Below are 23,636 nucleotides of genomic sequence, written 5' to 3'. Positions count from 1 at the left end.
ATGGAGACCATAGAGGATGAACAGCCTTAGAAATGTTGATCAACTCGCCAACGATTTGCTCGGCAAGGAAACCCACGAACTGGGCCCGGAAGAGCGCAATGTCCTTGAGAGTATTTACCAAAGAACCATCGTCAGCGAAGATGCGGCCGACCGGGCTGACGAACAGGCCAGTTTTGGCGAACGCCTGTCAGACAGGGTGGCAGCAGTCGGTGGCTCCTGGGCTTTTATAATTGCCTTTGCGGTTGTGCTGTTCGGCTGGATGCTGCTGAACTCGGAAATTCTGACCAAGTTCAATGCCGCTTTTGATCCCTACCCGTTTATTTTCCTGAACTTGATGCTGTCGACGCTCGCCGCCATTCAGGCACCAATCATTATGATGAGCCAGAACCGCGCTTCGAACAAAGACCGGATTGCTGCCGCTCATGACTATGAAGTCAATCTGCGGGCAGAGATTGATATCATAAGGTTACACGAGAAAATAGACCTTTTGACTTTGGAAAAGATAGTGAAGCTCGAAACGGACTTGGCCGAGATCAAGTTAGTGCTGAAGCCTGCGGACTGAATTTTTTGAAACCGAACATAATGACCGCAATAGTCCCGATCATCACCAGATAAGCGACAGCGCCATAGAGCGTCAGCCCTGGTATCGTCCACATCAACAGCACATCATTGCCGCCAGGTACAGCACTCGCGCCAATGCCCATCAGAAAGCCACCCGCGAAGTTAGCAATTGCCAGTTTCCAGCTACCAAGTGTCGGCTTGAACCGGTCTTTCAGCCAGCTTGAAAAAATTGCACCGGCAAACAATGCCGCAACGGCGCCTTCGATGGTACCACCAACCGACAGTCCCTGCCCCTGAATAAAACTGTTGAGTTGCGCCGCATAAGCCCACTCAGGACGAGTGCCATAAATAACCGCTGCGCTCACCCCGACAGCGGCAAGAGCCAGATAAGCTGGTTGGCGTTTTGCGATCATCAGCCAAAGACTGAACAGACAAAGCATAGCAAAAAACACGAGCACAATCTGTTTTGCGATACTTTCATCGACGCTGGTGCGCGGCAGAAATTTGACAGGCCCAAAAGGATCCAGAACATCGCCGCGCGCTAACCAAAGCGCAAAGGCTAGCCCGACAAAGCTCAACATATAGCTGAACTTCCCGGTCCCGATATATCCCACAGTGCCAACAAAACATCCGCGATTGATGAGCGCCCCAATGCCCATCAGTGCTGCCCCAAAAAACAACTGCACATTGATCGCGATATCGAGCGGGATATGCGCCCGACCAGTAAATTCGACCAGAGCAAACAATACCATCGCCGCCCAACTCGCGATAATCAACAATCCGAACAGCCAGTCCGTCTGGCCTTCCTCCACCCAACGCCCCGTGGCGGCAACCGTGCAAGTCGCCACCCGTCCAAGAGAAAACCCGAGAATGAACGCAAGAGGGATCACGTAAAATACCGACATGCCTTTTTGCATACCGGATCAATGGGAAATCACAATATATTGTATTGCTGTCATTAGCAGCATAAATGAACGGCATGAAAATCAACGCTCAATTTGATCAACCCGTCGTTCTGCTGCCCAAAGATATGAAATGGGTTGCCTCCCCGTCACCAGGCGTCGAGCGAAAAATGCTCGACCGGGTTGGCGGTGAAGTTGCGCGGGCGACGTCACTGGTACGCTACGCTCCTGGCAGCTATTTTGATCCGCATGTTCATAGCGGCGGGGAAGAATTTCTGGTCATCGAAGGGGTGTTCTCGGACGAGCACTGCGATTATCCTGCGGGCACTTATGTTCGCAATCCAATTGGCACCAAGCATAAGCCGCATAGCCAAAACGGTTGCATCATATTTGTAAAACTGCACCAGTTTGACCCTGCCGACACGGCACATTTTTCGGTACACTTGGATAACCTGCAGTTTGAAGACGGCGGCGCGCCCGGCGTTGAATTTGCTTGGCTCCACCGGTTTGAGGGCGAGGATGTCAAAATCGTGCGCTGGGCGCCAGGTAGCAGTTATCCCACGCATGTGCATGACGGCGGCGCAGAGAATTTCATATTCGAGGGCAGCCTGAGCGATGAACATGGTCATTATCCCAAAGGCAGTTGGGATCGCACACCGCCGGGCTGGAAACACACACCATACACCAATGAAGGCTGCCTCACATGGACCAAGACAGGGCATTTAACGCCAGAAAAACTCGGGATATTCCGGGCTCCGACGCAGAAGTCTCTAAACTAAATTCCGCCGTCCGTCACTTCGTATCCAGCCGCTTCGAGACCTTTCCGAAGATCAGCAGTGCAGATTGCCAAAGCACCCGCATCGGTAGATCTGACAACGAAATTGCCACCGACTTTTCCCTCGCGAAAGAATGGATAGCTACCAATCTGGCAATTTTCATTCGCCTTTTCCGATTGTCGCAAAATATCGGCAATCTCGCTTTCAGGCGCCCATGCGCCAAGCGTTGATGACAATAGAGGCGCGCCGCCCTCCAGTGTTCCAGTCAATGCGTCCAGCATCCCGGCGGTAATTTGCGGAACGCCAGCCATAATAAAGATATTGCCGAGCTTTATACCAGGCGCACCAGATTTTCTGTTCTCAATCAGCTCCGCTCCATCAGGTGCGCGCGCCATTCGTAGACGGCCTTCGTTGATGCCGCCTTTGTCGGTATAATATTTCTCCAGTATCGCCCGCGCGGTCGGATGGATGACCACGTCAATTTCCAAAGCAGCTGCAATCGCATCGACAGTGATATCATCATGCGTCGGACCGATACCGCCCGTGGTAAACAGATAATCATTGCGGGATCGCAGGATGTTCACCGCCTCGGCGATGGCGTCCATTTTGTCAGCCACAACGCGGACTTCTGATAAACGAATACCCTGCACATTCAGCCAGCTCGCAATCTGTGCGATGTTTTTGTCTTGCGTCCGACCTGAGAGAATTTCGTCGCCAATAACAATCAGCGCAGCGGTCCAGATTTTGTCTTTCGGTTGTTCAGTGCTCATACCGCGCCTCATTGCAGAAAAATCAACTCTCGCAAAGCGGGAATGAAATTTCTGTTAAATTATCGGTGCCGCGTTGTAGAATAGTCAGACACCGGCGGACGAGCGACCTTTTCCAGTGGAATTTTCTTCCAGACAGGATCGCTTCCGAGGCGCGCATTAAAGCGCGTATTGAAAGTAAACGGGTCTGGCTGACTTGAAATCAAATCAGGGCCATAGTCTTTTTCTACTTTGCCGTTGTCAAATCCCATCAAACTCAAAATCGTTGGAAATATTCGGTAGTGGCTGCGTTGGTTTTTACCAGCTCGCGCCGCTTGTTTCCAAGCCTCTTGCTCATCGGCGCTGCCGCCAATGACAACGAGTGGTACAAGACCTTCTTCAATCTCCGGATTCGGTGTACAATGAGTAGCCTGTCCTTTTTCTCCGCGCTCATGGAAAGTCTGTCCATGATCAGACGTATAAATGATCGTCGCATCACCGATATTTGCACGCGCAAATAACCGGTCAAAGAACCCACCTACGTTCCAGAGCAGAGTATTGCGGTAGCTGTTTCGGTACAAAACCCAAGTGCTTTGGCGGCCATCCAAGCTGTTGTTCATCGCTGTATCGGTAACATCAGCAAACTGTCCGCGCTTTAACATCGGACGATATTTTGCGTATTTTTCCGGAAACTTATCATTGACCGGAAAATGCGCACCGACCTTATTGACCAGGATAAATTGCACTTCATTATCATTCAGATAGCCAGCCAGCTTGTCAGCAACGGCATGATCGCGATGGAGCACCGGAACGTGATCAAACTGCCGCCAATCATCAATCAATGCGCGCTCGGAATCATCCATCTGGTTTTGGTACCTGCCACCGGTGCGCTGAGCATCAATATAAACAGTCTTCATCCCGACTGCCTTGGCATAGGCCCAAATTGATGGCTTGGTTCGTATGATGTGCCGGTAATTGTCTCGCAAACCGCCGAAACGCAGCGCCAGATTGGAACCGACACTGCAATGGGTAATCGAGGCTGCCAGCCCGAAATTATGAACCGCAATTGATGTCATCGGGCTCACTAGGCCTGAATAAACGCCTGTATCGCTGTTGATATCGAGGTATGCACCGGCAATGCTTTCATCGATCACAAGAACAATATCAGCAGCCCTTCTTTCGGCACTCGGCTGGTAGGAGACTTGCTCACGTTCACCATGTTGAGCGGTGAGATATTCAATAGAATGAAGCAATGCATAACTGAATCCACTGTGCGATGATGGCAGCCCACTAGCTCCTTCTCCACCGCGAAAGAATAGCAAGACCGTAAGAAAAAGGACAATCGGAATTGCTGACCATCGAGCCGCTCTCGCCGCGATATGGCTAGTCGGTTGCGGGTTCAATCCGACTGCAAAAAGAAGCAACAACGCCTTACCTGCCGACAATGCTATCGCCATGCCCTGCTGCGCCATAGCGCTACCGATATCGCCAGCACTTTGCATCATCGTAAGGAAGGATTCATATTCCATGAAATCACCCACCGCCCACTGGTAGCTATCGACCAGCATTGAACCTGCGGCTAACAAGGCTGCGAAAGGCCAGCGAAGCCAGTCGCTCCTGAGCATGGCAAAACCGACCAGACTAATAACACAGAGCAGAAATAGTCCACCAAACGCGATCATGCCAACCGGTTGAATTTCCGGAGTCGACAGCATATCGAGCCGCCGCCAGATCTCTCCACCGCCAAGCAACAACATCAATGCCATCAGCACATATTTTGCCGGATTTTGCATCAAACTCCTGGAATAAAATAACTATTTTTCTCCAGATGATGTACCTAAACAAAGTTAATATATGCCAAAAAACCCAATAATTTTGGGGTATCGCCAAATCAAGGCACGATGCTTATATAACCTCCATGACTGATTATCTCACTGTCGAAGAAGCGACACCGCAAAGCCGGACTGGCGCGATCAAACTCCACGGACCAGAGGGTTTTGCGGGCATGCGCCAGGCAGGCCGCCTTGCTGCGGAAATTCTCGACGCTCTCGTGCCCCATGTTGTGCCTGGTGTGACCACCGGCGCGCTCGATGACATGGTCCGCGAGCATGCGTTTCGTGAAGGCGCGGTTCCGGCCACACTCGGCTATCGCGGTTTCACCCATAGCTGCTGCACTTCGATAAACCATGTGATCTGCCACGGGATACCGGGCGATAAAAAGCTCAATGAAGGGGATATCGTCAACATCGACGTCACCGTAATTGTCGATGGCTGGCATGGCGACACAAGCCGGATGTTTCTTGTTGGCAAGACAGCGATTAAAGCATCCAAGCTGGTGCAGGTCACCTATGAATGTCTGATGCTGGGCATCGAACAGGCCAAGCCAGGGAACCGGATGGGCGATGTGTCCCACGCGATCCAGAGCCATGCCGAAGCAAATCGCTACGGTGTGGTCCGCGATTTTTGCGGTCACGGCTTGGGCCAAATGTTTCATGATGCGCCGGAAGTTGTCCATGTCGGCCGCCCCGGCACTGGACCCGAACTGCGGCCCGGCATGTTCTTCACCATCGAACCGATGATCAATATTGGCAAGCCTACGACCAAGATGCTGGAAGACGGTTGGACGGCGGTATCGCGCGACCGGTCCTTGTCAGCACAGTTTGAACACAGCATCGGCATTACCGAAACCGGCTGCGAGATTTTCACCAAAAGCCCCGCTGGATTGGACAACCCCCCTTACGCCTGAGACCTATAATACTTGACCGTTCGCCTAAAATTTAGCTAGTCAGTTAAAACACGCTCCTGTCCTAGAAGATGGAGCGTAAACAGGAGATGGGTTGATGCGTCGGATCGGGATTTTTGCAGCACTTTGTTTGCTTGCCGCTTGCCAGAAAGCTGAGCCGGGGGCGGAAACCACGTCAGCTTCCAACGAAAATACGGAGTGGAGCAATATTGGCTTTGACGCCAAGGAACAGCGCCACAGCCCGCTCGACAAAATAAACGAAAGCAATGTTGGTGAACTTGGTATCGCCTGGTTCAAGGACTTGCCCGATGCGCGCGGTCAGGAAGCGACCCCCGTAGTTGTTGATGGCAAAATGTATATCTCAACCGCATGGTCAAAAGTTTTCGCCTATGATGCAAAAACCGGCAAGGAACTATGGTCCTATGACCCCGAAGTGCCCGGCGAAAAAGCGGTCGATGCATGCTGCGATGTCGTCAATCGCGGCGTCGCCATTTCGCGCGGCAAATTGTTTTTCGGCACCATCGATGGCCGCCTGATTGCGCTCGATGCCAATACGGGTGCCCGCCTTTGGGAAACACAGACGACCGACAATTCAAAGCCCTATACCATCACCGGCGCTCCGCGCGTTGTGAAAAACATGGTCATCATCGGCAATGGCGGCGCAGAATTTGGCGTGCGCGGCTATCTTACTGCTTATGATGTTGGCGACGGCTCCCAAAAATGGCGCTTCTACACAGTGCCCAATCCGGAAGGAAAACCGGACGGCGCAGCAAGCGACGAGATATTTGAAAAAGCCGCTGCCAAAACCTGGAGCGATGGCGAATGGAAAGAATCCGGAGGCGGCGGTACGGTCTGGGACAGCATAGTATATGACGAAGAACTCGACCAACTCTACTTCGGCGTTGGTAATGGTAATCCCTGGAATCACAGTCTGCGTTCCGGCGGTGAAGGCGACAATCTGTTCCTTTCATCAGTCGTCGCGGTAAATCCCGATACCGGTAAATACCTCTGGCATTATCAGGAGACCCCAGGAGAAAACTGGGACTATACTGCAACCCAGCACATCATACAGGCCGAACTGGAAGTTGGCGGCAAGATGCGCAAGGTGCTTTACCATGCGCCCAAGAATGGTTTTTTCTTTGTTATTGATCGCATTGATGGCACGCTGATTAGTGCCGAGCCTTTTGTCGATGGCATCAACTGGGCCACCGGCTATGATATGGCAACCGGACGCCCGATTGAAACGCCCGAGGCGCGCTATAACAAAACCGGCGAACCGTTTATCGCGATCCCGGGCGCTCTGGGAGCCCACAACTGGCATCCAATGAGCTATAACCCAAAGACGGGCTTGGTCTATATTCCGGCCCAGCAAATTCCGCAGGGTTATATTAATCCAACCTCAGAGATAGACAAAAAACGCGAACGGCTTGGTTTCAATGTTGGCATTGGCTGGGCTATCGGGCAGCTGCCCGACGACAAGGATGTCTATAAAGCCGCCGTCGCATCAACCACCGGCAAGCTGGTGGCGTTTAATCCCAAGACCGGCAAGGTCGAGTGGAGTGCCGACTATCCGGCCGCCTGGAACGGCGGCACGATGACAACCGCGGGAAATCTCGTGTTCCAGGGCACCAGTGTCGGCCTGTTCAAGGCCTATGCGGCAGATAGCGGCAAGGAACTGCTCAGCCTCGATATGCAGTCAGGCATTGTCAGCGCGCCTTCGACCTACATGATTGATGGCGAGCAATATGTTGCCTTTCTTACCAGCAAAGGCGGGGCTTTTCCATTAGTGGCTGGCGTCGCGGGCGGTGCATCTCGCAAGGTTCCCAATATTCCGCGGCTGGTTGTCCTGAAACTCGGCGGCAAAACGCAATTCCCGGCGCTGCCGGCGAAAACCGAAATTGCCTGGAACCCGCCGGAGCAAACCGGAACGCCAGCGCAAATAGCGGACGGCAAGGCAGTTTTTGGCCGCTATTGCATCGTCTGCCATGGTGACAGCGCTATAGGCAACGGCTTTACACCCGACCTCCGGGTCTCCGGCGTACTGCCCGACAAGGAAGCTTGGGCTTCGATCGTCGCAGGCGGAGCGCTGAAGCAGCACGGCATGGTTGGCTTCACCTCTCAGGTCAAAGCGGAACAAGTTGAAAATACTCGACTTTATGTCATCGACCGATCAATCTGGACGAAAGCAAATCTGCCCGAAATGACGGCGCCGATGACTCGATAACGGACGTTAGTTTTCTGCCTAAATATTAGGCGGCGATATGCGATATTGCCTGTTAAACAGGCGGCATTGAAACCGCCGCAATTTGACTATAGCTATCATCGTACAGTTTTCAGGCGATTCTCTAAACTTGCGTCATTTGGCACGTTAATTGAATTGGATAGGGCAATCATGCCCGCCTTTGGGGCCTTTCGTGCGCCAGAGTAACAGGGATACGGGGACGAATACCGATATGAAAAAGATCGAAGCGATCATCAAGCCTTTCAAACTCGATGAAGTGAAAGAAGCGCTACACGAAGTCGGCGTATCGGGAATCACCGTAACCGAGGCCAAAGGCTTCGGCCGCCAAAAAGGCCACACCGAACTTTATCGCGGTGCAGAATATGTTGTCGACTTTCTACCCAAAGTAAAACTCGAGGTAGTGGTTGAAGACAATCTGGCTGACCGCACGGTGGAAGCCATTGCAGCAGCGGCTCAGACTGGCCGGATCGGTGACGGCAAGATTTTCGTCATTCCCGTAGAAGCGGCACTGCGTATCCGCACCGGCGAACGCGATAACGACGCTATTTAATTCCAAACATTAAGATACAACACAAAACAAGGAACCAAAAAATGGGCAATAAACCTTCAGACATTATGAAAATGATCAAGGATGAGGAGATCGAATGGGTCGATGTTCGCTTCACCGATCCACGCGGCAAATGGCAGCATCTTTCCATGTGCGCTAGCGTGATTGATGAAGATGTTCTTGAAGAGGGCTTTATGTTCGACGGCTCTTCGATCGAAGGCTGGAAGGCTATCAACGAATCCGACATGATCCTGCGTCCTGACCTTGACGCGGTATATCTTGATCCGTTTTCAGCAACGCCAATGATGATCCTGGTCTGCAACATTGTCGAGCCAGGCGATGGTTCGCTTTACAACCGCGATCCCCGTTCGACCGCTGTGCGCGCGGAAGCCTACCTCAAGTCCACCGGCATCGGCGACACCGTGTTTGTCGGTCCGGAGCCAGAGTTTTTCATGTTTGACGATGTTAAATTTGAAGATGGCTATGACCGCTCCGGTTTCAAAATCGACGATATCGAGCTGCCAACCAATACCGGCCGCGATTATGATATCGGTAACATGGGCCATCGCCCGCGCGCCAAGGGTGGCTATTTCCCGGTTGCTCCGGTTGACAGCTGCATGGACATTCGCGGTGAAATGGTTGCCACTATGATGGAAATGGGCTTGCCTATGGACAAGCATCATCACGAAGTTGCCGCCGCTCAACACGAACTGGGTATCACTTTTGGAGAGCTAACGGAGACCGCTGATCGCGTGCAGGTTTACAAGTATGTCGTTCAGCAGGTTGCCCATGCTTACGGCAAAACCGCGACGTTCATGCCCAAGCCCATTAAATCGGACAATGGTTCGGGTATGCACACGCACATGTCGATTTGGAAAGATGGCAAGCCGCTTTTCGCGGGCAATGAATATGCCGGATTGTCGGAAATGTGCCTGCATTACATCGGCGGCGTGATCAAACATGCCAAAGCCTGTAACGCTTTCACCAACCCAACAACCAACAGCTACAAGCGTCTGGTTCCCGGCTTTGAGGCACCGGTATTGCTCGCCTATTCGAGCCGCAACCGCTCCGCTTCCTGCCGCATTCCTTACGGTGCGGGCGACAAAGCCAAGCGCGTAGAATTCCGCTTCCCGGATCCTTTGGCAAACCCCTATCTCTCCAACGCAGCATTGCTGATGGCTGGCCTCGATGGCATCGAGAATAAAATCCATCCCGGTGAGGCGATGGATAAAAACCTCTATGATCTTCCGCCAGCAGAACTAGCTGATGTGCCCACCGTTTGTGGCTCGCTGCGTGAAGCATTGGAAGCTTTGGAAGCTGATCACGAATTCCTGCTCAAGGGCGATGTCTTCTCGAAAGACCAGATTGACGCCTATGCAGAACTGAAATGGGAAGAAGTCAGCCGGTTTGAAACAACCCCAAGCCCGGTTGAATTTGATATGTATTATTCCAGCTAATCTTTGCGATTAGAACATTTTAAGAAGCCGGGGCGAGAAATTGTTCCGGTTTTTTTTCGCGTTGCTGACCTTTACCGGAGGTGGAATTGTTGCTGGATTTCGTGTAAAGCTTAACAAGAGGGGAATTGCAATGATAGCCTTGCACACCGCCGTACGGCGATTATTGCTTTGCCTGATTCCACTGATTTTATCGGGTTGTGCAATCCAGCTCGTACCTGATTATGATCAGGCGCTGGTCGCAGGGCTGGATGACGCCAATGTTGCTGCGCTGACATTATTTGCAAACCTGGAAGAAGGATCTCCAACGGAAGAATTTACCGACTACAAAAATGATTATGCGCGGTTAATCGGCAAATTTGAGGCATTGCGACAACGGGCAAACGCGCGCGCGGTGCCTCCACTTGCAAGCAAGTTGGCGAAAAAGAATATCATGCCGACCTTCTGTCGTCCTGAAAATAATCCCGCAGAATGCCTTAATGCCTCTCCCAAGAGTATGGCTGAAATAGTCTCGAACTTGCGGGTTATGCGCGCCTTCCACAAAACCAGAGGTTTGGTTCCCGATGCCGTGGCCGATTTCAGGAATCGATACGATACACAGATTGATCAGGCGTTGACCGTAGAAAACGCTTTGAAAAGATAGGAACTGACAGATGGATTCAGCGGATATTTTTAACGATATGGTTGGCAACCTAAAGGGGGAATTATCGGACGGTTATTCGTTGATTTCCGAATTTGTTGAACGGCAGGGCAGACTGCTGGCCAAACAGGCGGACCATCTGGCAAAAACCAGAGTGGATGGGTATCTGAAAGATGAAGATGAACTCTTCACCTATTTCCTTGACGGGCTGGCACGCGATACCGTCAACATGGTTCGGTCTCTGGCGATGTTGACAGTCCTCACCATTGAAAAGGCGTGGAACGCCGTAGCCAATGCGCTGTGGGGTGGGCTCACCACAATCCTGACTGCGGCCGGTTTTCCTGTCCCCCTAATTCCAAAAGCCCCGCCGTCAGTCTAGATAATTGACGAAGCGATTGCGCGCCTAATAATCCTTTGAGATACGCACGTTCGCGCTCTGTCTGCCGAGCGTCGAAATAGTGGACAATATCGAGAGCCACCTTGTGATCTGGAACTCTAGCTGCGTCGCGCTGTAGCCCTTGCCATCGGTAATAAGTTCAACATAGGCGCGGCGCGTGATATATTTTCCGGCCGCGATTGACGTGCCCGAGCCGGTATCGACATCAGACGGCAATATCCGCAGCCTGTCCAGCCCTACTGCTTTACGGAGCTGGTTAATCGGATCAAGTCCGCCGCTGCTATTCAGGGAGGCAACTGCGGCGGCCAGTTGCACCGCTTCCGGTGCCGAAAGATCGGATATGGATGCCCCGAAGAGCACGCGCGAAAGCAGCTCGTCTTCCGGAAGGGCGGGTACACTATTGAACGCGATTTCAGGCCGGTTGCCGGTACCGGTTACATTTATCGTCGCATTGAGTCCGGTAAGATTGGCTTCCGCTTCGATATCCAAAATCGGATTAACCGGCTGATTACCGACAAATCTAATACGCCCGCGCTCAAGCCGGAAACGCCTGCCAGCAAACGTATAATTCCCGCGAACCAGATCTGCATTACCGACCATGGTAAAATTATCGACCGGACCCGAGACTTTCAGATCAGCCCGCCATTCGCTATCGAGGCCTAGCCCCTCCACTTGCAATCGGTTCGGCGCGGTTGCATTGAGTGCAAATCTCCAAGGTCGCCCCCTTACTTTTATCGGTCTCTCGTCCGCACGACGATTTATCTCGCGAGTCTTGATTTGCGGCAGAGATGCAGCCGCAGTCGCTTGCCCGAATTTGAAAAAACTGCGGTTGAGAGTAACATCACCGGAAATCAGGCCGCCATCAATATTATTCCGGATTTTGATCGGGCCAGAAACGGTTGCTGCAAAGTCATCACGCGCGATAAGCGCTGCATTCCGTGCTGTTACATCCATCACGATGCCGACACCAACACCAGGCTCAACGGCGAAATTAAAACTGCCCGAACCGCTAACGCCCCCGCCGCCGCTCGTTACCCCGGTTATGTTGGGCAGGACGAGACGGGAACCGTCAAATTGCCCAGTAGCTTGAATGCTGGAAATCACCGTACCTGTTAATCCGCTTTCAAGGCGGGCATTGCTCGCTCTAAATTGGCCACGAATTTGCGGGTTTGCCAATGTTCCGCTTACATCCGCGCTTACCGCTACCGGACCAGTAAGATCAAACGTCTCCACACCGGTAAGGCGCCAGAGAACATCGGCCGCACCATTGAAACGGGCTTGCGCAAATAATGGATTGCGCAGCAGTTCATTTTTCCAATTGCCTCCGCTCAAATTGGATACACGGCCTTGAAACCGCCCAATGGTTTTGCCCGATTGATCTTTAACAATCCCGCGCGCAGCCGCGTTTCTATCGGAAATGGCAACATTGAAACCAAGATCAATGGGTCTCGATGTCAGAATAAGGCCCGACCGCGTCAGGCCCTTGACGGTCAGCTTTGCATTGCCAACCGGCACCTGCGATCCACTCTGAGTGAGTTTGACCGTGCCATAGGCCAAGCCGCCAAGGCCCAAGTCATCAAAAACAATATCCATCAAGGATAGCGGCATTTTTGACATATTGAGATCAAGACTGGAATTGCCACTACCCCATCGTCCGGAAAAGCGCGTAGCACCGCTACCGTAAGTTAATGTGGTTGGAGATGCTGCCCAGCCACCGCTCACCCGACTGAGCTCCAGAGCCTTGGTCAACCGAAGACGCCGCCCTTCAAATAATCCATCGCCGGTGACAAGATAGCGATTGGGGGATATATTGGCCTTCGCCTGGAATTCGAAAGTACTACCGCGTGTTCCTGCGACGGAGAAAACAGCGGTGCCTGAGCCATTGGTAAGCTTCGCATTTCCGGCGACGCGTCCGACAATTAGATCACCCCGGCTGATACCCTGCGCCCGCACAGTTGCAGTGATATCGGATTGGCCGTCAACCAGCACCAGATCCGCGTCAAGCACGCCAGTTCTGATCAAGATCGGTGGGGTCCCATCAAAACGGGCATTTTTCGCGACGAGATTTGCTCTGATTAGCTGGCGACCAGCCCCAGGTTCAAACCGGACGCTGCCATTTACACCGCCGCCATTTATATCAAGGTCACCCGCCAAACCATTACTGGTCGGGCGAATAATGCCGGTTGCGAGCGTATTAGAAACCAGCAGCCGGTCGATCCGCACGATTGTTCCCTCGCTGCCGGTCACAATAGCGCCATCACCATCAAACGGCCCAAGTGTTGAACCACCCGCAGCGGTGAATGCAAAGCCATTGTTCAACGGGTTTAGATTTAGCCTGACCGCCGATAATCCTGCGGCTGGCAGCGGATCATCAAGCAAAAGCGCAATTTTCGGGCGATCAAGAGGGCCATTAAGATCGAGATTGAAGCTACCATATTGGTTATGATTACCCCGGCCATTAAACGCAAACGTCGCGGCACCGGTTTGGGAGCCGCCGCCATTGAAGCGCAATTTGGGTGCGGCAATTGATAGGCCCGTAAAACGAAGCAGGTTGTCAGCACCCAAGGCAAGGCCGGTTTTCAACACGGGCAGTCCGCCACCCAACTCCCGCAGAAATGCGTTATCGAAGCGGCGGAACTTGGCTGTCGCATCGCCCGTCAGCATCATCCGGTTTTTATCCGGCCGAACGGCTATCGAAGCCACTATGTCAGAAACGCCCACACCCTTTATGAAGAACGCCGGAGCTTGCGCGTCCAGATTGACCGCATAGTCGCCAGAGGATGGGCGTACCTCGAAGTCTGCCTTGCCGTTCAAAGAAGTGGTCGAGAATTTTACGTTATCAGAGAACAGCAGCCCCTGTTCAAACCGCAAAAGTGCGTCGCCCTTAAACGCCGATGCCAAACGCTTGGCCAATTCACCATTGCCGATCAGACTGTCCACAGAGAGTTCCACTGGAATATTCCAGCCGCCAGCGTCACGCTGCCCTTCTCCCTCGGCACGAACATTGCCAAAAACACTTTTCCCCAACGCCAGCTGCGGTGCCGTCAGCAGATATTGATAGCGCAGCTCTGAAAATTTGCCATTAAGTAGCGCCTTCATCTCAAGGTCCTGTGCTTTGAGACTAGCGGTCAATGCCGAAGGGTTGCTGACCTGACTCTCGATACGCATGGCATCCAGCGAATTTTTACCAAGATCAATACCGCCAACCGCGCTCATGTTTAATGCGGACGAGCGGGCGGCCATATCGACATCAACCACGTTGTCGGCGAATTCCAATGTCCCGTTCAGTGCAATCCGGGGAGTTGCCAGTTTCCGAGCGAATCCCGCGGGCATCAGTTCGGCTGTGATATTGCCATCATAACCAAAAACACCGTCACGCGCTGCAATATCAATAGAGACAAGCTTTTGCTCATTTCCCGTGACGAGCAAATTTCCATCCCATTTTTTCCAATCACCATCGCCGTCGACTGCCGCCGTTATATCACGCTCCAATCCAAGATATTTCGCAATTGCACCTTTTGCTGGTGCCTGGATATCGGCTTTGATGTCGAGCTTTTCTGCATCCGGCTCAGCGTTGAGCATCAGCGCCAGCTTATCTCCACTTCTGGTTGTTTCAGCATTGAGATCGACCATAGCCCGCCCGGAGCGGATATCCACGGCCCCGGCCAGATCGGCAAACTGCTCATCCCCGGTTACCTCGGCTCCAATTGCCAGGTTATCGACGCGAAACGATCCAATATAGATATCGAACTCTGGAAGGATCGGCGCGTCTTCTTTCGTTTCAAGCAGCTTAGGCAGACGGTCCAGGCGCGCCTTCGAAACGACGACGCTCGTTATATTAAGTTCGTTGAATATCCAGGCAAACGGGTTCCAATCGAGAGAAACTTTGCCGGATGTAAAAAATTTTCCTTTGGGGTCGTGAAGTGCAAGATCGATGATCTGGGCTTGTCCAAAAACCGAACCTTCAATATCGCCAACCCCGATACGGAGGCCGTTTTCAGGCTCGAGAGCTTCTATCTGGGAGATTATATACCTATGGCCACTCTTGCTATCCAGCCACAGCCCGCCACCTATTATCCCGATCAGCAACAGGCCTAAAACGGCGAAAATTATATAGAACGGCCAACGCGACCCTCTGCTTCTTGCGGTCCGTGCCTGTGCAGCATCATCGGTCATTAGAAGGCTTGGCCAAGCGAGACATATAACGCCACCGGAGAATCGCCCGGTTGCGGATTGACAGGGGTGCCGAGGTCAATGCGGATTGGGCCAAAATTGCTGTAGTAGCGCAAGCCGATACCGGCTCCATATTGAAATCCTGAAAATCTTGGCAACGGGTTGGTATAGACATTGCCAGCATCTATGAACGGTACCACGCCAAAGTTTCCACCAAATGCATCTATGCGTATTCGCGCTTCCAACGAAAACTCGACGAGCGAACGCCCGCCAATGGGGTCATCATTCGCATCAAGAGGTCCAATGCGCTGATATCCATAGCCACGCACGGATCCGCCGCCACCGGAATATAATCGCCGCGACGGCGCAATCCGGTTGTTGCCCGCACCGACAATGGATCCTAGTCGCATGCGTCCGGCCATGACGATTTTTTCCGAGACCGGGTAATAGGCGCTCCCATCAATCTGTCCGCGTGTGTAAAAAAAACTGCCATTCTGAAACGATGCTTCCGGCGAAATGCGCGCGCCGATGCGAAAGCCGGACTGCGGATCAAGCAAATCATCGCTGGCATCATAAGTCACCGAGACGGGTAAAGCGCCGATGAAAAACGTTTGCCGGCTTGTTTGCCCTGTTGTGCCAACAACATCCCGCTCTTGCGAGGCGATGAGTTCAAGGCCGGCGGACCAGCTCCATTTCTTTTGATAGATCAGATTGCTTTGACGCTCAATGTTAGCGCCGACCGAAAATGTGCGCGCCTCAAATGCCGGGCGATCAATATTGTTCAGTGCTACCCGGCCATTGAGAACATTGTCCCGGCGGCGATGATTGTTACGCCGAAAAGTTACACTGCCAGATTGCTCCTGCGTAGCGAGCACACCAGTCAAGCGGATCAGGCCTTCAGGCGGGAAGAGGTTGCGATGTTCCCAGCTGACCTCGGCGCGGGCACCTTCGCCCGTTCCGTAGCCCAGTTCACCCGCAATTGTCCGCAGCGGTGCCGGCGTCAAATTAATCGCCAGATCCACTTTATCCGGATCATCCGAAATCACCGGCTCCATCGTGATGGTCGATATCAGACCCGTTGATATCAATGCGCGGCGCAAATCTTCAACATCAGAGGCCTTATATATGTCGCCTGGTTCAAAGCGCGCGATAAGCTGGGCATGTTCAGGGCCGAACAATTCCGTGCTCGCCATCTTGATTGCGCCAAAATTATATTTTCCGCCGGGCATGACAGGTTGGGTCAAATCGCCATTGCGGTCGGCATGGTCTATGACAAGATCAGGTTCACCGGTTTTGGAGAAAGCATAGCCGTTTTCAGCCATCGCCTCGTCGAGCCGCAACTGCGCCGCGATGATCCCGTCACTATTCAATATGGCGCCGGGCTCGAGACCAAATACGGAGCGAAAATTGGCCGGATCGCTGCCCGCAGCAGTTTCAAGGCCCGGCAACAAAATGTCAGCGAACTTATATTGCGGGCCCGCAACAATGTTTATGACAACCAAAATATCATTGGAACCGGCGGCTTTTCCTGCTTCCTCGAAGCGATTGCGAACGATTGCATCGTAGTAACCTTCTATCCGCAGGAGGCGCTCTACCAGTTCCGTATCGGTTTCTGCCCGGCGTTTGATCTGGGCAAAATTTGCCTGGTCATTCTGATATTGCTTGAGTACCGACAGGCTATCAAACCGAATCCCGAATTTCTCGTCAATGGCATCGGGAAGACCGGAGAACCGGATATCATAGTTGCTCAAAGTCATACTGCCGTCGGGTGCAAATGTTTCAGCAAATGCCGTGTTGTTGGGACCGTCAGCAATAATGCTTCCATCCGTTTCGGCGAAATTCGAAGGGAGTTGGGCAGTTGGGTCGACATTTTCTGTTTCAGCAAAACCATCCTGCGCGCTGGCGCTAACATTGGAGGAATCATCGGTTGAGTCCAGATCGCTGACTACAGGATCCGGCAGATTTTCAAGATCCGGCCAATCTACGCCAAAGTCAGGAAATTCGGTCAAAGGCTGATCGGGATCAAGCGGTTGATCATTATCCAGGATGTCCGGAGCTGCCGCCGCCTCTCTGTTGCCGGCAGAAGTCTGCGCCCATAAAGGCGCGCATATTGTCGCCGCACTTATCGACGCTACACACGCAAAAAGGTGAGAACGATACACTGTCAGACCCATTCCCTTGCACTAGCCGCTTTGGAAAAGCGACGCCAATAAATTAGATGGTCCCTCGTCAAACCAGCCAAAATTCGCGATATTCCGATTTTTGGACATAGAATGATGATTTACGTGCTTCGTTTAACCTCTCGTTAACCATCATGCCCCATATTTCAGGTTAGTAACCGCCGGCCCCTGTTAAATCCGGCACCGTGAGTTTTTTGGGAAATGCATAAAATGTCTATCAAGCGTACTATTTTGATCGAAACCGCATTGGTTGTTGGCGTGTTGACCGCTGGCATCAGTACCGCAAGTTCGGCGCATGCCGCTCCTCTGCCCTTTTTGGTGCAGGCTGCGGATAAGACTACTGCCGATGTGAAAATTGAGAGCAAGGTAAAAGTCGAGCGCTCTGTGACCAGTGACACTGGCGAAATCAAAACAACCCTGCATGATCCCAACGACGTAAAAGTCGTGCCCGGCGACAAGCTTGTCTTTATCAATGCCTTTAAAAATATTGGCAGCAGCCCAGCAACAGGGTTTGTCGTCAACAATCCCGTGCACCCCGCCGTTTCCTTTACTGAAGTGGACGAAGTTTGGGCGGAAGTGTCGGTGGATGGGGGCAAAACTTTCGGCAAACTCGCAGATTTACTCGTCACCGAACCGGGCGAAGCAGCAGCGGAAGTTGAAGTTGAAGCAGCGGCCGCTCCTGTCGCTGATATAGAGCGTGAAGCACAACCAGCTGACGTAACGCACGTGAAATGGGTGTTTGCCGAGCCTATCGCTGCGGGAGAATCCGGAGAGCTTCGCTTTCGCGGTGTCGTTAAGTGACCGGAATCACGATCAGACAACCGTCGGTTCCACATGGATCACTCGTCGCTGGCGTCGTGATGTCAAAACACATCCTGCAACGATCAGGATTGTTCCCACAATGGTGAAAATCGTGACCGGCTCGCTAAAAAAAAGCCAGCCAAATAGGGCCGCCCAGATGAAGGCGGTATATTCGAGATTGATGAGCAACTGCGCTTCCGCCCTGCGATAGCCCCAGGCGATGAAAACGGCAGAAATGACAGAAAGCGCGCCCGCTCCGATGATTTGCGGCGCATATTCGACGTCCGGTATCTCGGCAAAAAAAGGGGCAAACAGCAGAAACGCACAACTGAAGACAAGGTTTTGCGAGAAGCTGATCTCGACCGGGTTTGCAAGCAACGCTTGGGTTCGCTGGATCACCAAATTGCCCGCATAAAGGACAGCGGATAATAATATCGCGCCAATACCAAGAAAAGCTTCCTCGTCAAATCCGCCGCGCGCACGGCCCCATGCGATGATTAATACGCCTCCAAAGCCCAATATCGACGCGACTATCGCGTTGCGGTGGATGGTTTCCCTCAAAAATACTGTCGCCAGATAAAGCGCGATAATGGGCGCGATGAACGATAGGGCAATGGCTTCTGCCAGCGGCACGCGCGCAAGTCCCCAGAAAAACAAATAGGCCATGAATATCATGAGTACGCCGCGCTGCAGATGAATTTTGCGGGCAGCTTTGCCTGGCATTTTCGGGCTGCGCGCGAAGAACACGACCGATACGATCACCAGTGCCACCAATACCCGCCACAAAATCGCGTTGTACGCGCCCAATTCCATGCTGAGACTCTTCATAAACACGTCCATCATCGAGAAGGTCAGCAAGCCCAACATGACTGATCCCATGGGAACCAGAGGCGGGTTTTCATTATCAATCATTGGAGATGTCATGACGCATGCTATCAGGCCAGGCAAATAAATTGTCCAGTTACATCAAGCCCCAATTTCAGAACGGCGAGAACTTTCATTGGTTCTTCCATGCAGCTAAATGACTAGACGCATATTGCCTCTAAAACTGATCGCAGCGGGGCAGGAAGAGCAACCGGACGCCGGGTTTCGCGATCGACATAAACATGGGTAAAACTGCCAGCCGCCGAAGCGGTTTTTTCTTCTCCACGGAACAGGCCGACGCCATAAGTGACACTGCTATTGCCCAGTTTACCCACGCGGATACGAACCTCCACATCATCTGGAAATGTGATAGGTGCGAAATAATCGCAGGACGTGTTGACGACCAGACCGATGACTTTGCTGGCCTTGATATCCAGCGCACCTTGTTCGATCAGATAACGGTTTACCGCACTGTCAAACCAGAGATAATAGACCGCGTTATTGACATGTCCATAAGGATCATTGTCGTTCCAACGTGTCGTAATCGCCGAGCCTGACCGATAATCATCCCACACCGGCGGCGATGCTCGTTCTACCAATTTACCACGCTCCATCATAAATGCGCTGTGCGTCGACCAGTGCCAGATCCTTGGGATTATTCACGAGCAGCCGGGTTTGCAGCATCGCCGCTTCAGCAAGCTCGGTCGTTGCTTCCTTGGCAATGCCCAGTTCGCGCAACTTGCGCGGTGCTCTGACCTTGACCGCCAAGTCTTCGAGATGGTCAATTAGCTGTTGCGCCCGCGCTTCGATGCTGTTCTCGCTGCTCCAGGGTAAATCCAGAGCATCAGCGAGCTGGGCGTATAGGGGTGCCGCGACATCAAGATTATACTGCATGACATAAGGCATCACCAGCGCGTTGGAGAGACCGTGCGGGATATGATAAATACCGCCGAGTGGATAGGCGAGCGCATGGATAGCGCCAACAGGGCTATTGGCAAAGGCCTGCCCGGCAAGCATGGAGCCTCGCAGCATCGCTTCGCGCGCAAGCATGTTGGAACCATCGAAACAGGCGGTTTCGATATTGGCCGTCAGCAACTTTAATGCCTCGATCGCGAGCATATCCGAAATCGGGTTTTTCGCATTGCGCCCGGTAAACGCCTCAATCGCATGGACCATCGCATCAATGCCGGTTGCTGCGGTGACATTTGCTGGCAGGCCAAGCGTTAAAGCGGGATCAAGAAAAGCAGCATCGGCAAAAAGATGCGGCGATACTATACCAGCCTTGGTGGTTTCTCCGGTGGTCAGAATGGAGATAGCGGTCACTTCCGATCCCGTTCCCGATGTTGTCGGGATCAGGATAGTTGGCAGACCTTTGCGATCCAGCGCGCCAACACCATAGATTGCTGACAATGGCTGCGCATTGTCGACCGCCAGCGCCGCAACAACTTTGGCGGTATCAAGAGAGCTTCCTCCACCCAGACCGATCACGATATCAACATTCTTGCTCTTTGCCATGGCAATAGCCTGTTCAACAATGGCCTCTGGCGGATCGGCAATGACATCTTCAAAAATCTCGACGTTCAGCCCGGTTTCCTCCAATGCAGTGACTACCTGGGAGATCAGGCCAGCGCTGATAATGCCCTTATCCGTGACGATGAGCGGCTTGGACGCACGCAAGACCTTGATTTGGGCAGCGAGCAACGACAAACAACCTTGGCCGAAGTGAAGGGCCGGGACGGTTTGGAAGGTGAAAGCGTTCATGCACTTATTCCTTGCACCGATTCCGGGGCGGCGCAATAAAAAGGGGCCGGAAAAACCGGCCCCTCGTTGCTGGGTGACGAAATTCCCCCAAACTGGATCTGTAGCCTAGAACTTGCCGCGAAGCGTCACGCCGTACATGCGAGGCTCTTGCACGAAGGTCGACCGCGAACCAGAGCGAAGAACGGTGTTAAAGGTAACACCGCGTGTGACTTCGTTGGTCAAGTTGGTAACCCAGGCTTCAATACCCCATGCATCGTTGATATCACCGATACCGGCGCGCATGTTGATCTTGATATTGCCGTCCTGAAGATCAAACGGGTTGAGCGGTGCAGCTGCGACGGCCGCTTGCACGCTACCTGCTGCTGCAATCGCAGTTGCGCTTGGCACCTCAATTGCCTGTGTCGATGTCCGCCGGTCACTCTCCATGCGTGCCTGAGCGTTTACGAAGAACTTCAGGCTGTTACCGATATCGCGATCATAGGTTGCACCCATGATACCCACCCATTTTGGCGCATTGGTGTGGGAGTTACCACATAGTGCGACCACATTTACTACGGTTTGTGTACCTGCACAATCATTGGGATAAATCGCATTCGTATAGGTCAGGCCGCCGTTAATGGTGAAGTTGTCGCTTGGACGAATCAAAGTTTCAATTTCAAAACCGGAGGTTCTGGCCTTTGGAACGTTGAAAGTCGTAAACTGGGCACCGGTAAATTCAAGAACCTGAAAGTTCTGGAAATTTTCGATGAACCCAGCAACGTTCAACGTCACTGCGTTATCCAGGAACTTGCCCTTGAAGCCGACTTCATAAGCATCAACAGTCTCGGACAGGAAGCGCGGATCAGCGCCACCGGCAGCAGCGGTCGAGTCGAGGTTAAACCCGCCTGATTTATAACCATGAGTGAAACTGGCATATAAAGTGATCGGATCAGCAAATTCATAGGATATTTTACCGGTATAAATCAGCTCATTATCTTTGAACTTGGACGTGAATAGCCGTGGCAATGGAAACGGGTTAGCGTTTGAACCGATTGCCGGCGCGGTGAACGCGAAGCAACCCAATCCAAATACATTGCTGACCAATGCACCCGGAACGTTTCCTGCCCCGATAGTACCCAGAATAGCCGGGCAGAGTGGATTGTTGATCGCAGGCTGGCTGAAGCTGCCATCCTTGCTTTCGTCCGAATAACGCAAGCCGCCATTCAGCTTCAAACCATCAACAATTTCCATTGTCACATTACCAAAGAGTGACCAGCTTTTGCTGTTCTGGGTATAGGCATTGGTTGCACGGACAACCGATGGATCAATTCCGCCAGGAACGTTGAGCGGTGAATTTGGAAAAATATTGCTGTTGGTCAATAATGTCAGCGGGTTTGCACCAAAAGCGCCGCGAGTTGGCGCGAAGAACAATGCACCAACCAGTTCACCATAATCCTGACCAAGGCCGAAATTCACCGTCTGGGCAATATCTTCTTCCGAATAATAACCGCCAAAAACATACTCAAGGCGTCCGTCGAGAGCATCGCCCTGCAAGCGCAGTTCGTGGGTCATCGTTTCAATATCGGTACCACCGCCGGGAAGAACGTTGAATACGTCCAGCCCTGAAAAATCCGAATCGTAAGATTCCTGCGCGCTATATTCACGATAGGAGCCGATATAGATAAGGTCCGCATTATCGCCGATCGGAAATTCGACTTCACCGGTAATACCCCATTGATCGTTGCTGTTTACAGATTGCTGATCGGAGGTAGCAATCAGATTGTCAGCAGCGCGCTCTGCTACTGTTGTATCAAACCGGTTAACGGCGACAACTGGTGCGGCCATACCGCCGCGAGCGCCAAGACCAACGGCAGCAAACAGTCCGCCGCTTTCAACCGGTGACCGCAAAACCTCGATAGCAGCACAACAACTTGCAGTGCTCTTCGAATAATCGGCAATCAGCCGACCCTTGATACCGCCTTCGGTTTCGAAGCCCAGCTGACCGCGAATGAGATATTGGTCTGTATTGTTGGATTCCCCAATAGCTGTACCGGTGCGGTTAATGACAGTCACATAGCCATCGCGTTTACGATAGGCACCCGTCAGGCGAAATGCCAGGGTATCCTGAATGATTGGAGCATTTATGGCACCTTGCACACTCATATGGTCATAATTGCCATAGGTCGCGTTGACGAAGCCGCCGAATTCATTAAGGTCGGGGCGTTTGTTGGTAATGGTCAGGGCTCCGGCAGATGTGTTCCGCCCAAATAATGTGCCTTGAGGACCGCGAAGAACTTCAACCCGTTCGACATCGACAAACTCACCCAATGCGACACCGGGGCGGGACTGATAGGCACCGTCAACGAAAATGCCGACTGCCGATTCAAAACCGATATTATTCGAAGTCGTACCAATACCGCGGATACGAAGTACGACTGTGCCGGAAGCAGTTTGTGCATTTGAAGACGAAAAGCTTGGCGCGATGCTGCCAATATCCTGAACATTGACAACGCCCTGTTGCTCAAGCTGGACCGGGCTTATCGCCGTCACAGCGATAGGAATATCCTGAACGTCCTGCGCGCGACGGGTTGCCGTCACGATGATGACGTTTTCGTCAAACGCTTCTTCTGCGCCGGAATCCTGGGCAAAGGCGGGGGTGGCCATTGCGGTGCTGCACATGGCAGCCATAAGCACTTTATTCAAAACTCTCATTAGTATTCTCCCGTTGAACTCACCGCTTTGGTCGCCAATTTTCCTGGGGTTTGGTCTGCTCGTTAGCGGTTACGCTTGCGTCAGTCGTTTAATTGCGTCATTAAATCAAGGTGAGAACGCCAGATATCAGGCGATTCCACAGCGAACGTTGCAAAAAT

At 52.5% G+C, this 23,636-nt stretch carries 18 protein-coding genes; 9 read left to right on the top strand and 9 right to left on the bottom strand.

All coding sequences use genetic code 11. From position 1 onward, the window contains the following. Nucleotides 1-16 precede the first annotated feature (16 nt). Complete coding sequence (locus HF685_RS12545) at nt 17-562, top strand: DUF1003 domain-containing protein (RefSeq protein ID WP_168820282.1); 546 nt, start codon at nt 17-19, stop codon at nt 560-562. Here HF685_RS12545 and HF685_RS12540 read toward each other — a convergent pair. Next, the gene (locus HF685_RS12540) at nt 534-1,466 is read right to left on the bottom strand and encodes a YeeE/YedE thiosulfate transporter family protein (RefSeq protein ID WP_168820281.1); all 933 of its coding nucleotides are present in this window, start codon (nt 1,464-1,466) and stop codon (nt 534-536) included. The two genes, HF685_RS12545 and HF685_RS12540, sit on opposite strands and share 29 nt — an antisense overlap. Nucleotides 1,467-1,531: 65 nt before the next feature. Here HF685_RS12540 and HF685_RS12535 point away from each other — a divergent pair, with 65 nt between their 5' ends. Beyond that, nucleotides 1,532-2,242, top strand: a complete 711-nt coding sequence (locus tag HF685_RS12535; protein ID WP_246218612.1) for a cupin domain-containing protein — start codon at nt 1,532-1,534, stop codon at nt 2,240-2,242. On the opposite strand, the gene HF685_RS12530 is transcribed toward HF685_RS12535, so the two are convergent. Both HF685_RS12530 and HF685_RS12525 read right to left on the bottom strand, forming a co-directional pair. Next, a complete protein-coding gene (locus HF685_RS12530; protein WP_168820280.1) occupies nt 2,239-3,009 on the bottom strand; it encodes a competence/damage-inducible protein A in 771 nt (256 codons plus the stop codon). The genes HF685_RS12535 and HF685_RS12530 overlap by 4 nt on opposite strands. A 59-nt stretch (nt 3,010-3,068) precedes the next feature. Continuing rightward, entirely contained in the window at nt 3,069-4,778 is a 1,710-nt protein-coding gene (locus HF685_RS12525; protein ID WP_168820279.1) for a sulfatase-like hydrolase/transferase, read from the bottom strand. Between the two features lie 125 nt (nt 4,779-4,903). Between HF685_RS12525 and map the strand changes: the two genes are divergently transcribed. From map to HF685_RS12495, 6 genes are all read left to right on the top strand, one after another. Then, nucleotides 4,904-5,731 carry a type I methionyl aminopeptidase gene (gene map / locus HF685_RS12520; protein WP_168820278.1) on the top strand — a complete coding sequence of 276 codons (828 nt, stop codon included), beginning with the start codon at nt 4,904-4,906 and terminating at the stop codon, nt 5,729-5,731. Nucleotides 5,732-5,825: 94 nt separating this feature from the next. Next, nucleotides 5,826-7,952: a PQQ-dependent dehydrogenase, methanol/ethanol family gene (locus HF685_RS12515; RefSeq protein ID WP_168820277.1), complete on the top strand. Its 2,127-nt coding sequence runs from the start codon at nt 5,826-5,828 to the stop codon at nt 7,950-7,952. A gap of 229 nt (nt 7,953-8,181) precedes the next feature. Beyond that, entirely contained in the window at nt 8,182-8,520 is a 339-nt protein-coding gene (locus tag HF685_RS12510; RefSeq protein ID WP_168820276.1) for a P-II family nitrogen regulator, read from the top strand. Nucleotides 8,521-8,561: 41 nt separating this feature from the next. Continuing rightward, entirely contained in the window at nt 8,562-9,974 is a 1,413-nt protein-coding gene (gene glnA, locus HF685_RS12505) for a type I glutamate--ammonia ligase (RefSeq protein WP_168820275.1), read from the top strand. Nucleotides 9,975-10,104: 130 nt separating this feature from the next. Further along, nucleotides 10,105-10,614: a hypothetical protein gene (locus HF685_RS12500; protein WP_168820274.1), complete on the top strand. Its 510-nt coding sequence runs from the start codon at nt 10,105-10,107 to the stop codon at nt 10,612-10,614. 10 nt (nt 10,615-10,624) lie between these two features. Next, nucleotides 10,625-10,990: a hypothetical protein gene (locus tag HF685_RS12495; RefSeq protein WP_168820273.1), complete on the top strand. Its 366-nt coding sequence runs from the start codon at nt 10,625-10,627 to the stop codon at nt 10,988-10,990. A gap of 24 nt (nt 10,991-11,014) precedes the next feature. Here HF685_RS12495 and HF685_RS12490 read toward each other — a convergent pair whose 3' ends face one another. Further along, a complete protein-coding gene (locus tag HF685_RS12490) occupies nt 11,015-15,184 on the bottom strand; it encodes a translocation/assembly module TamB domain-containing protein (RefSeq protein ID WP_168820272.1) in 4,170 nt (1,389 codons plus the stop codon). Next, nucleotides 15,184-17,343 carry an autotransporter assembly complex protein TamA gene (locus tag HF685_RS12485; RefSeq protein WP_246218611.1) on the bottom strand — a complete coding sequence of 720 codons (2,160 nt, stop codon included), beginning with the start codon at nt 17,341-17,343 and terminating at the stop codon, nt 15,184-15,186. The genes HF685_RS12490 and HF685_RS12485 overlap by 1 nt, the downstream gene beginning before the upstream one ends. Nucleotides 17,344-17,571: 228 nt before the next feature. Here HF685_RS12485 and HF685_RS12480 point away from each other — a divergent pair, with 228 nt between their 5' ends. Continuing rightward, nucleotides 17,572-18,162 (top strand): hypothetical protein, encoded by a 591-nt coding sequence (locus HF685_RS12480; protein ID WP_168820270.1) that lies wholly within the window; start codon nt 17,572-17,574, stop codon nt 18,160-18,162. Between the two features lie 12 nt (nt 18,163-18,174). On the opposite strand, the gene HF685_RS12475 is transcribed toward HF685_RS12480, so the two are convergent. From HF685_RS12475 to HF685_RS12460, 4 genes are all read right to left on the bottom strand, one after another. Beyond that, nucleotides 18,175-19,074 (bottom strand): DMT family transporter, encoded by a 900-nt coding sequence (locus tag HF685_RS12475; protein ID WP_246218610.1) that lies wholly within the window; start codon nt 19,072-19,074, stop codon nt 18,175-18,177. A 113-nt stretch (nt 19,075-19,187) separates the two neighbouring features. Next, the gene (locus HF685_RS12470; RefSeq protein ID WP_246218609.1) at nt 19,188-19,643 is read right to left on the bottom strand and encodes an acyl-CoA thioesterase; all 456 of its coding nucleotides are present in this window, start codon (nt 19,641-19,643) and stop codon (nt 19,188-19,190) included. Further along, the gene (locus HF685_RS12465) at nt 19,627-20,787 is read right to left on the bottom strand and encodes an iron-containing alcohol dehydrogenase (protein ID WP_168820268.1); all 1,161 of its coding nucleotides are present in this window, start codon (nt 20,785-20,787) and stop codon (nt 19,627-19,629) included. The genes HF685_RS12470 and HF685_RS12465 overlap by 17 nt, the downstream gene beginning before the upstream one ends. A gap of 105 nt (nt 20,788-20,892) precedes the next feature. Next, nucleotides 20,893-23,478: a TonB-dependent receptor gene (locus HF685_RS12460; RefSeq protein ID WP_246218608.1), complete on the bottom strand. Its 2,586-nt coding sequence runs from the start codon at nt 23,476-23,478 to the stop codon at nt 20,893-20,895. Nucleotides 23,479-23,636: the final 158 nt, after the last annotated feature.

The sequence above is a fragment of the Parasphingorhabdus halotolerans genome, assembly GCF_012516475.1.
GTDB lineage: Bacteria > Pseudomonadota > Alphaproteobacteria > Sphingomonadales > Sphingomonadaceae > Parasphingorhabdus > Parasphingorhabdus halotolerans.
Note: the sequence above shows the minus strand (reverse complement) of the source record. Positions and strands in the feature narration are given on the sequence as shown.

Excerpts from the sequence above, each read along its gene's own strand:
- HF685_RS12495 (WP_168820273.1), top strand. The coding sequence starts at position 10,625 with ATGGATTCAGCGGATATTTTTAACGATATGGTTGGCAACCTAAAGGGG.
- HF685_RS12510 (WP_168820276.1), top strand. The coding sequence starts at position 8,182 with ATGAAAAAGATCGAAGCGATCATCAAGCCTTTCAAACTCGATGAAGTG.
- HF685_RS12460 (WP_246218608.1), bottom strand. The coding sequence starts at position 23,478 with ATGAGAGTTTTGAATAAAGTGCTTATGGCTGCCATGTGCAGCACCGCA.
- HF685_RS12540 (WP_168820281.1), bottom strand. The coding sequence starts at position 1,466 with ATGTCGGTATTTTACGTGATCCCTCTTGCGTTCATTCTCGGGTTTTCT.
- HF685_RS12465 (WP_168820268.1), bottom strand. The coding sequence starts at position 20,787 with ATGAACGCTTTCACCTTCCAAACCGTCCCGGCCCTTCACTTCGGCCAA.
- HF685_RS12545 (WP_168820282.1), top strand. The coding sequence starts at position 17 with ATGAACAGCCTTAGAAATGTTGATCAACTCGCCAACGATTTGCTCGGC.
- HF685_RS12470 (WP_246218609.1), bottom strand. The coding sequence starts at position 19,643 with ATGATGGAGCGTGGTAAATTGGTAGAACGAGCATCGCCGCCGGTGTGG.
- HF685_RS12515 (WP_168820277.1), top strand. The coding sequence starts at position 5,826 with ATGCGTCGGATCGGGATTTTTGCAGCACTTTGTTTGCTTGCCGCTTGC.
- HF685_RS12475 (WP_246218610.1), bottom strand. The coding sequence starts at position 19,074 with ATGATTGATAATGAAAACCCGCCTCTGGTTCCCATGGGATCAGTCATG.
- HF685_RS12535 (WP_246218612.1), top strand. The coding sequence starts at position 1,532 with ATGAACGGCATGAAAATCAACGCTCAATTTGATCAACCCGTCGTTCTG.
- HF685_RS12500 (WP_168820274.1), top strand. The coding sequence starts at position 10,105 with ATGATAGCCTTGCACACCGCCGTACGGCGATTATTGCTTTGCCTGATT.
- HF685_RS12530 (WP_168820280.1), bottom strand. The coding sequence starts at position 3,009 with ATGAGCACTGAACAACCGAAAGACAAAATCTGGACCGCTGCGCTGATT.
- glnA (WP_168820275.1), top strand. The coding sequence starts at position 8,562 with ATGGGCAATAAACCTTCAGACATTATGAAAATGATCAAGGATGAGGAG.
- HF685_RS12480 (WP_168820270.1), top strand. The coding sequence starts at position 17,572 with ATGTCTATCAAGCGTACTATTTTGATCGAAACCGCATTGGTTGTTGGC.
- HF685_RS12490 (WP_168820272.1), bottom strand. The coding sequence starts at position 15,184 with ATGACCGATGATGCTGCACAGGCACGGACCGCAAGAAGCAGAGGGTCG.
- map (WP_168820278.1), top strand. The coding sequence starts at position 4,904 with ATGACTGATTATCTCACTGTCGAAGAAGCGACACCGCAAAGCCGGACT.
- HF685_RS12525 (WP_168820279.1), bottom strand. The coding sequence starts at position 4,778 with ATGCAAAATCCGGCAAAATATGTGCTGATGGCATTGATGTTGTTGCTT.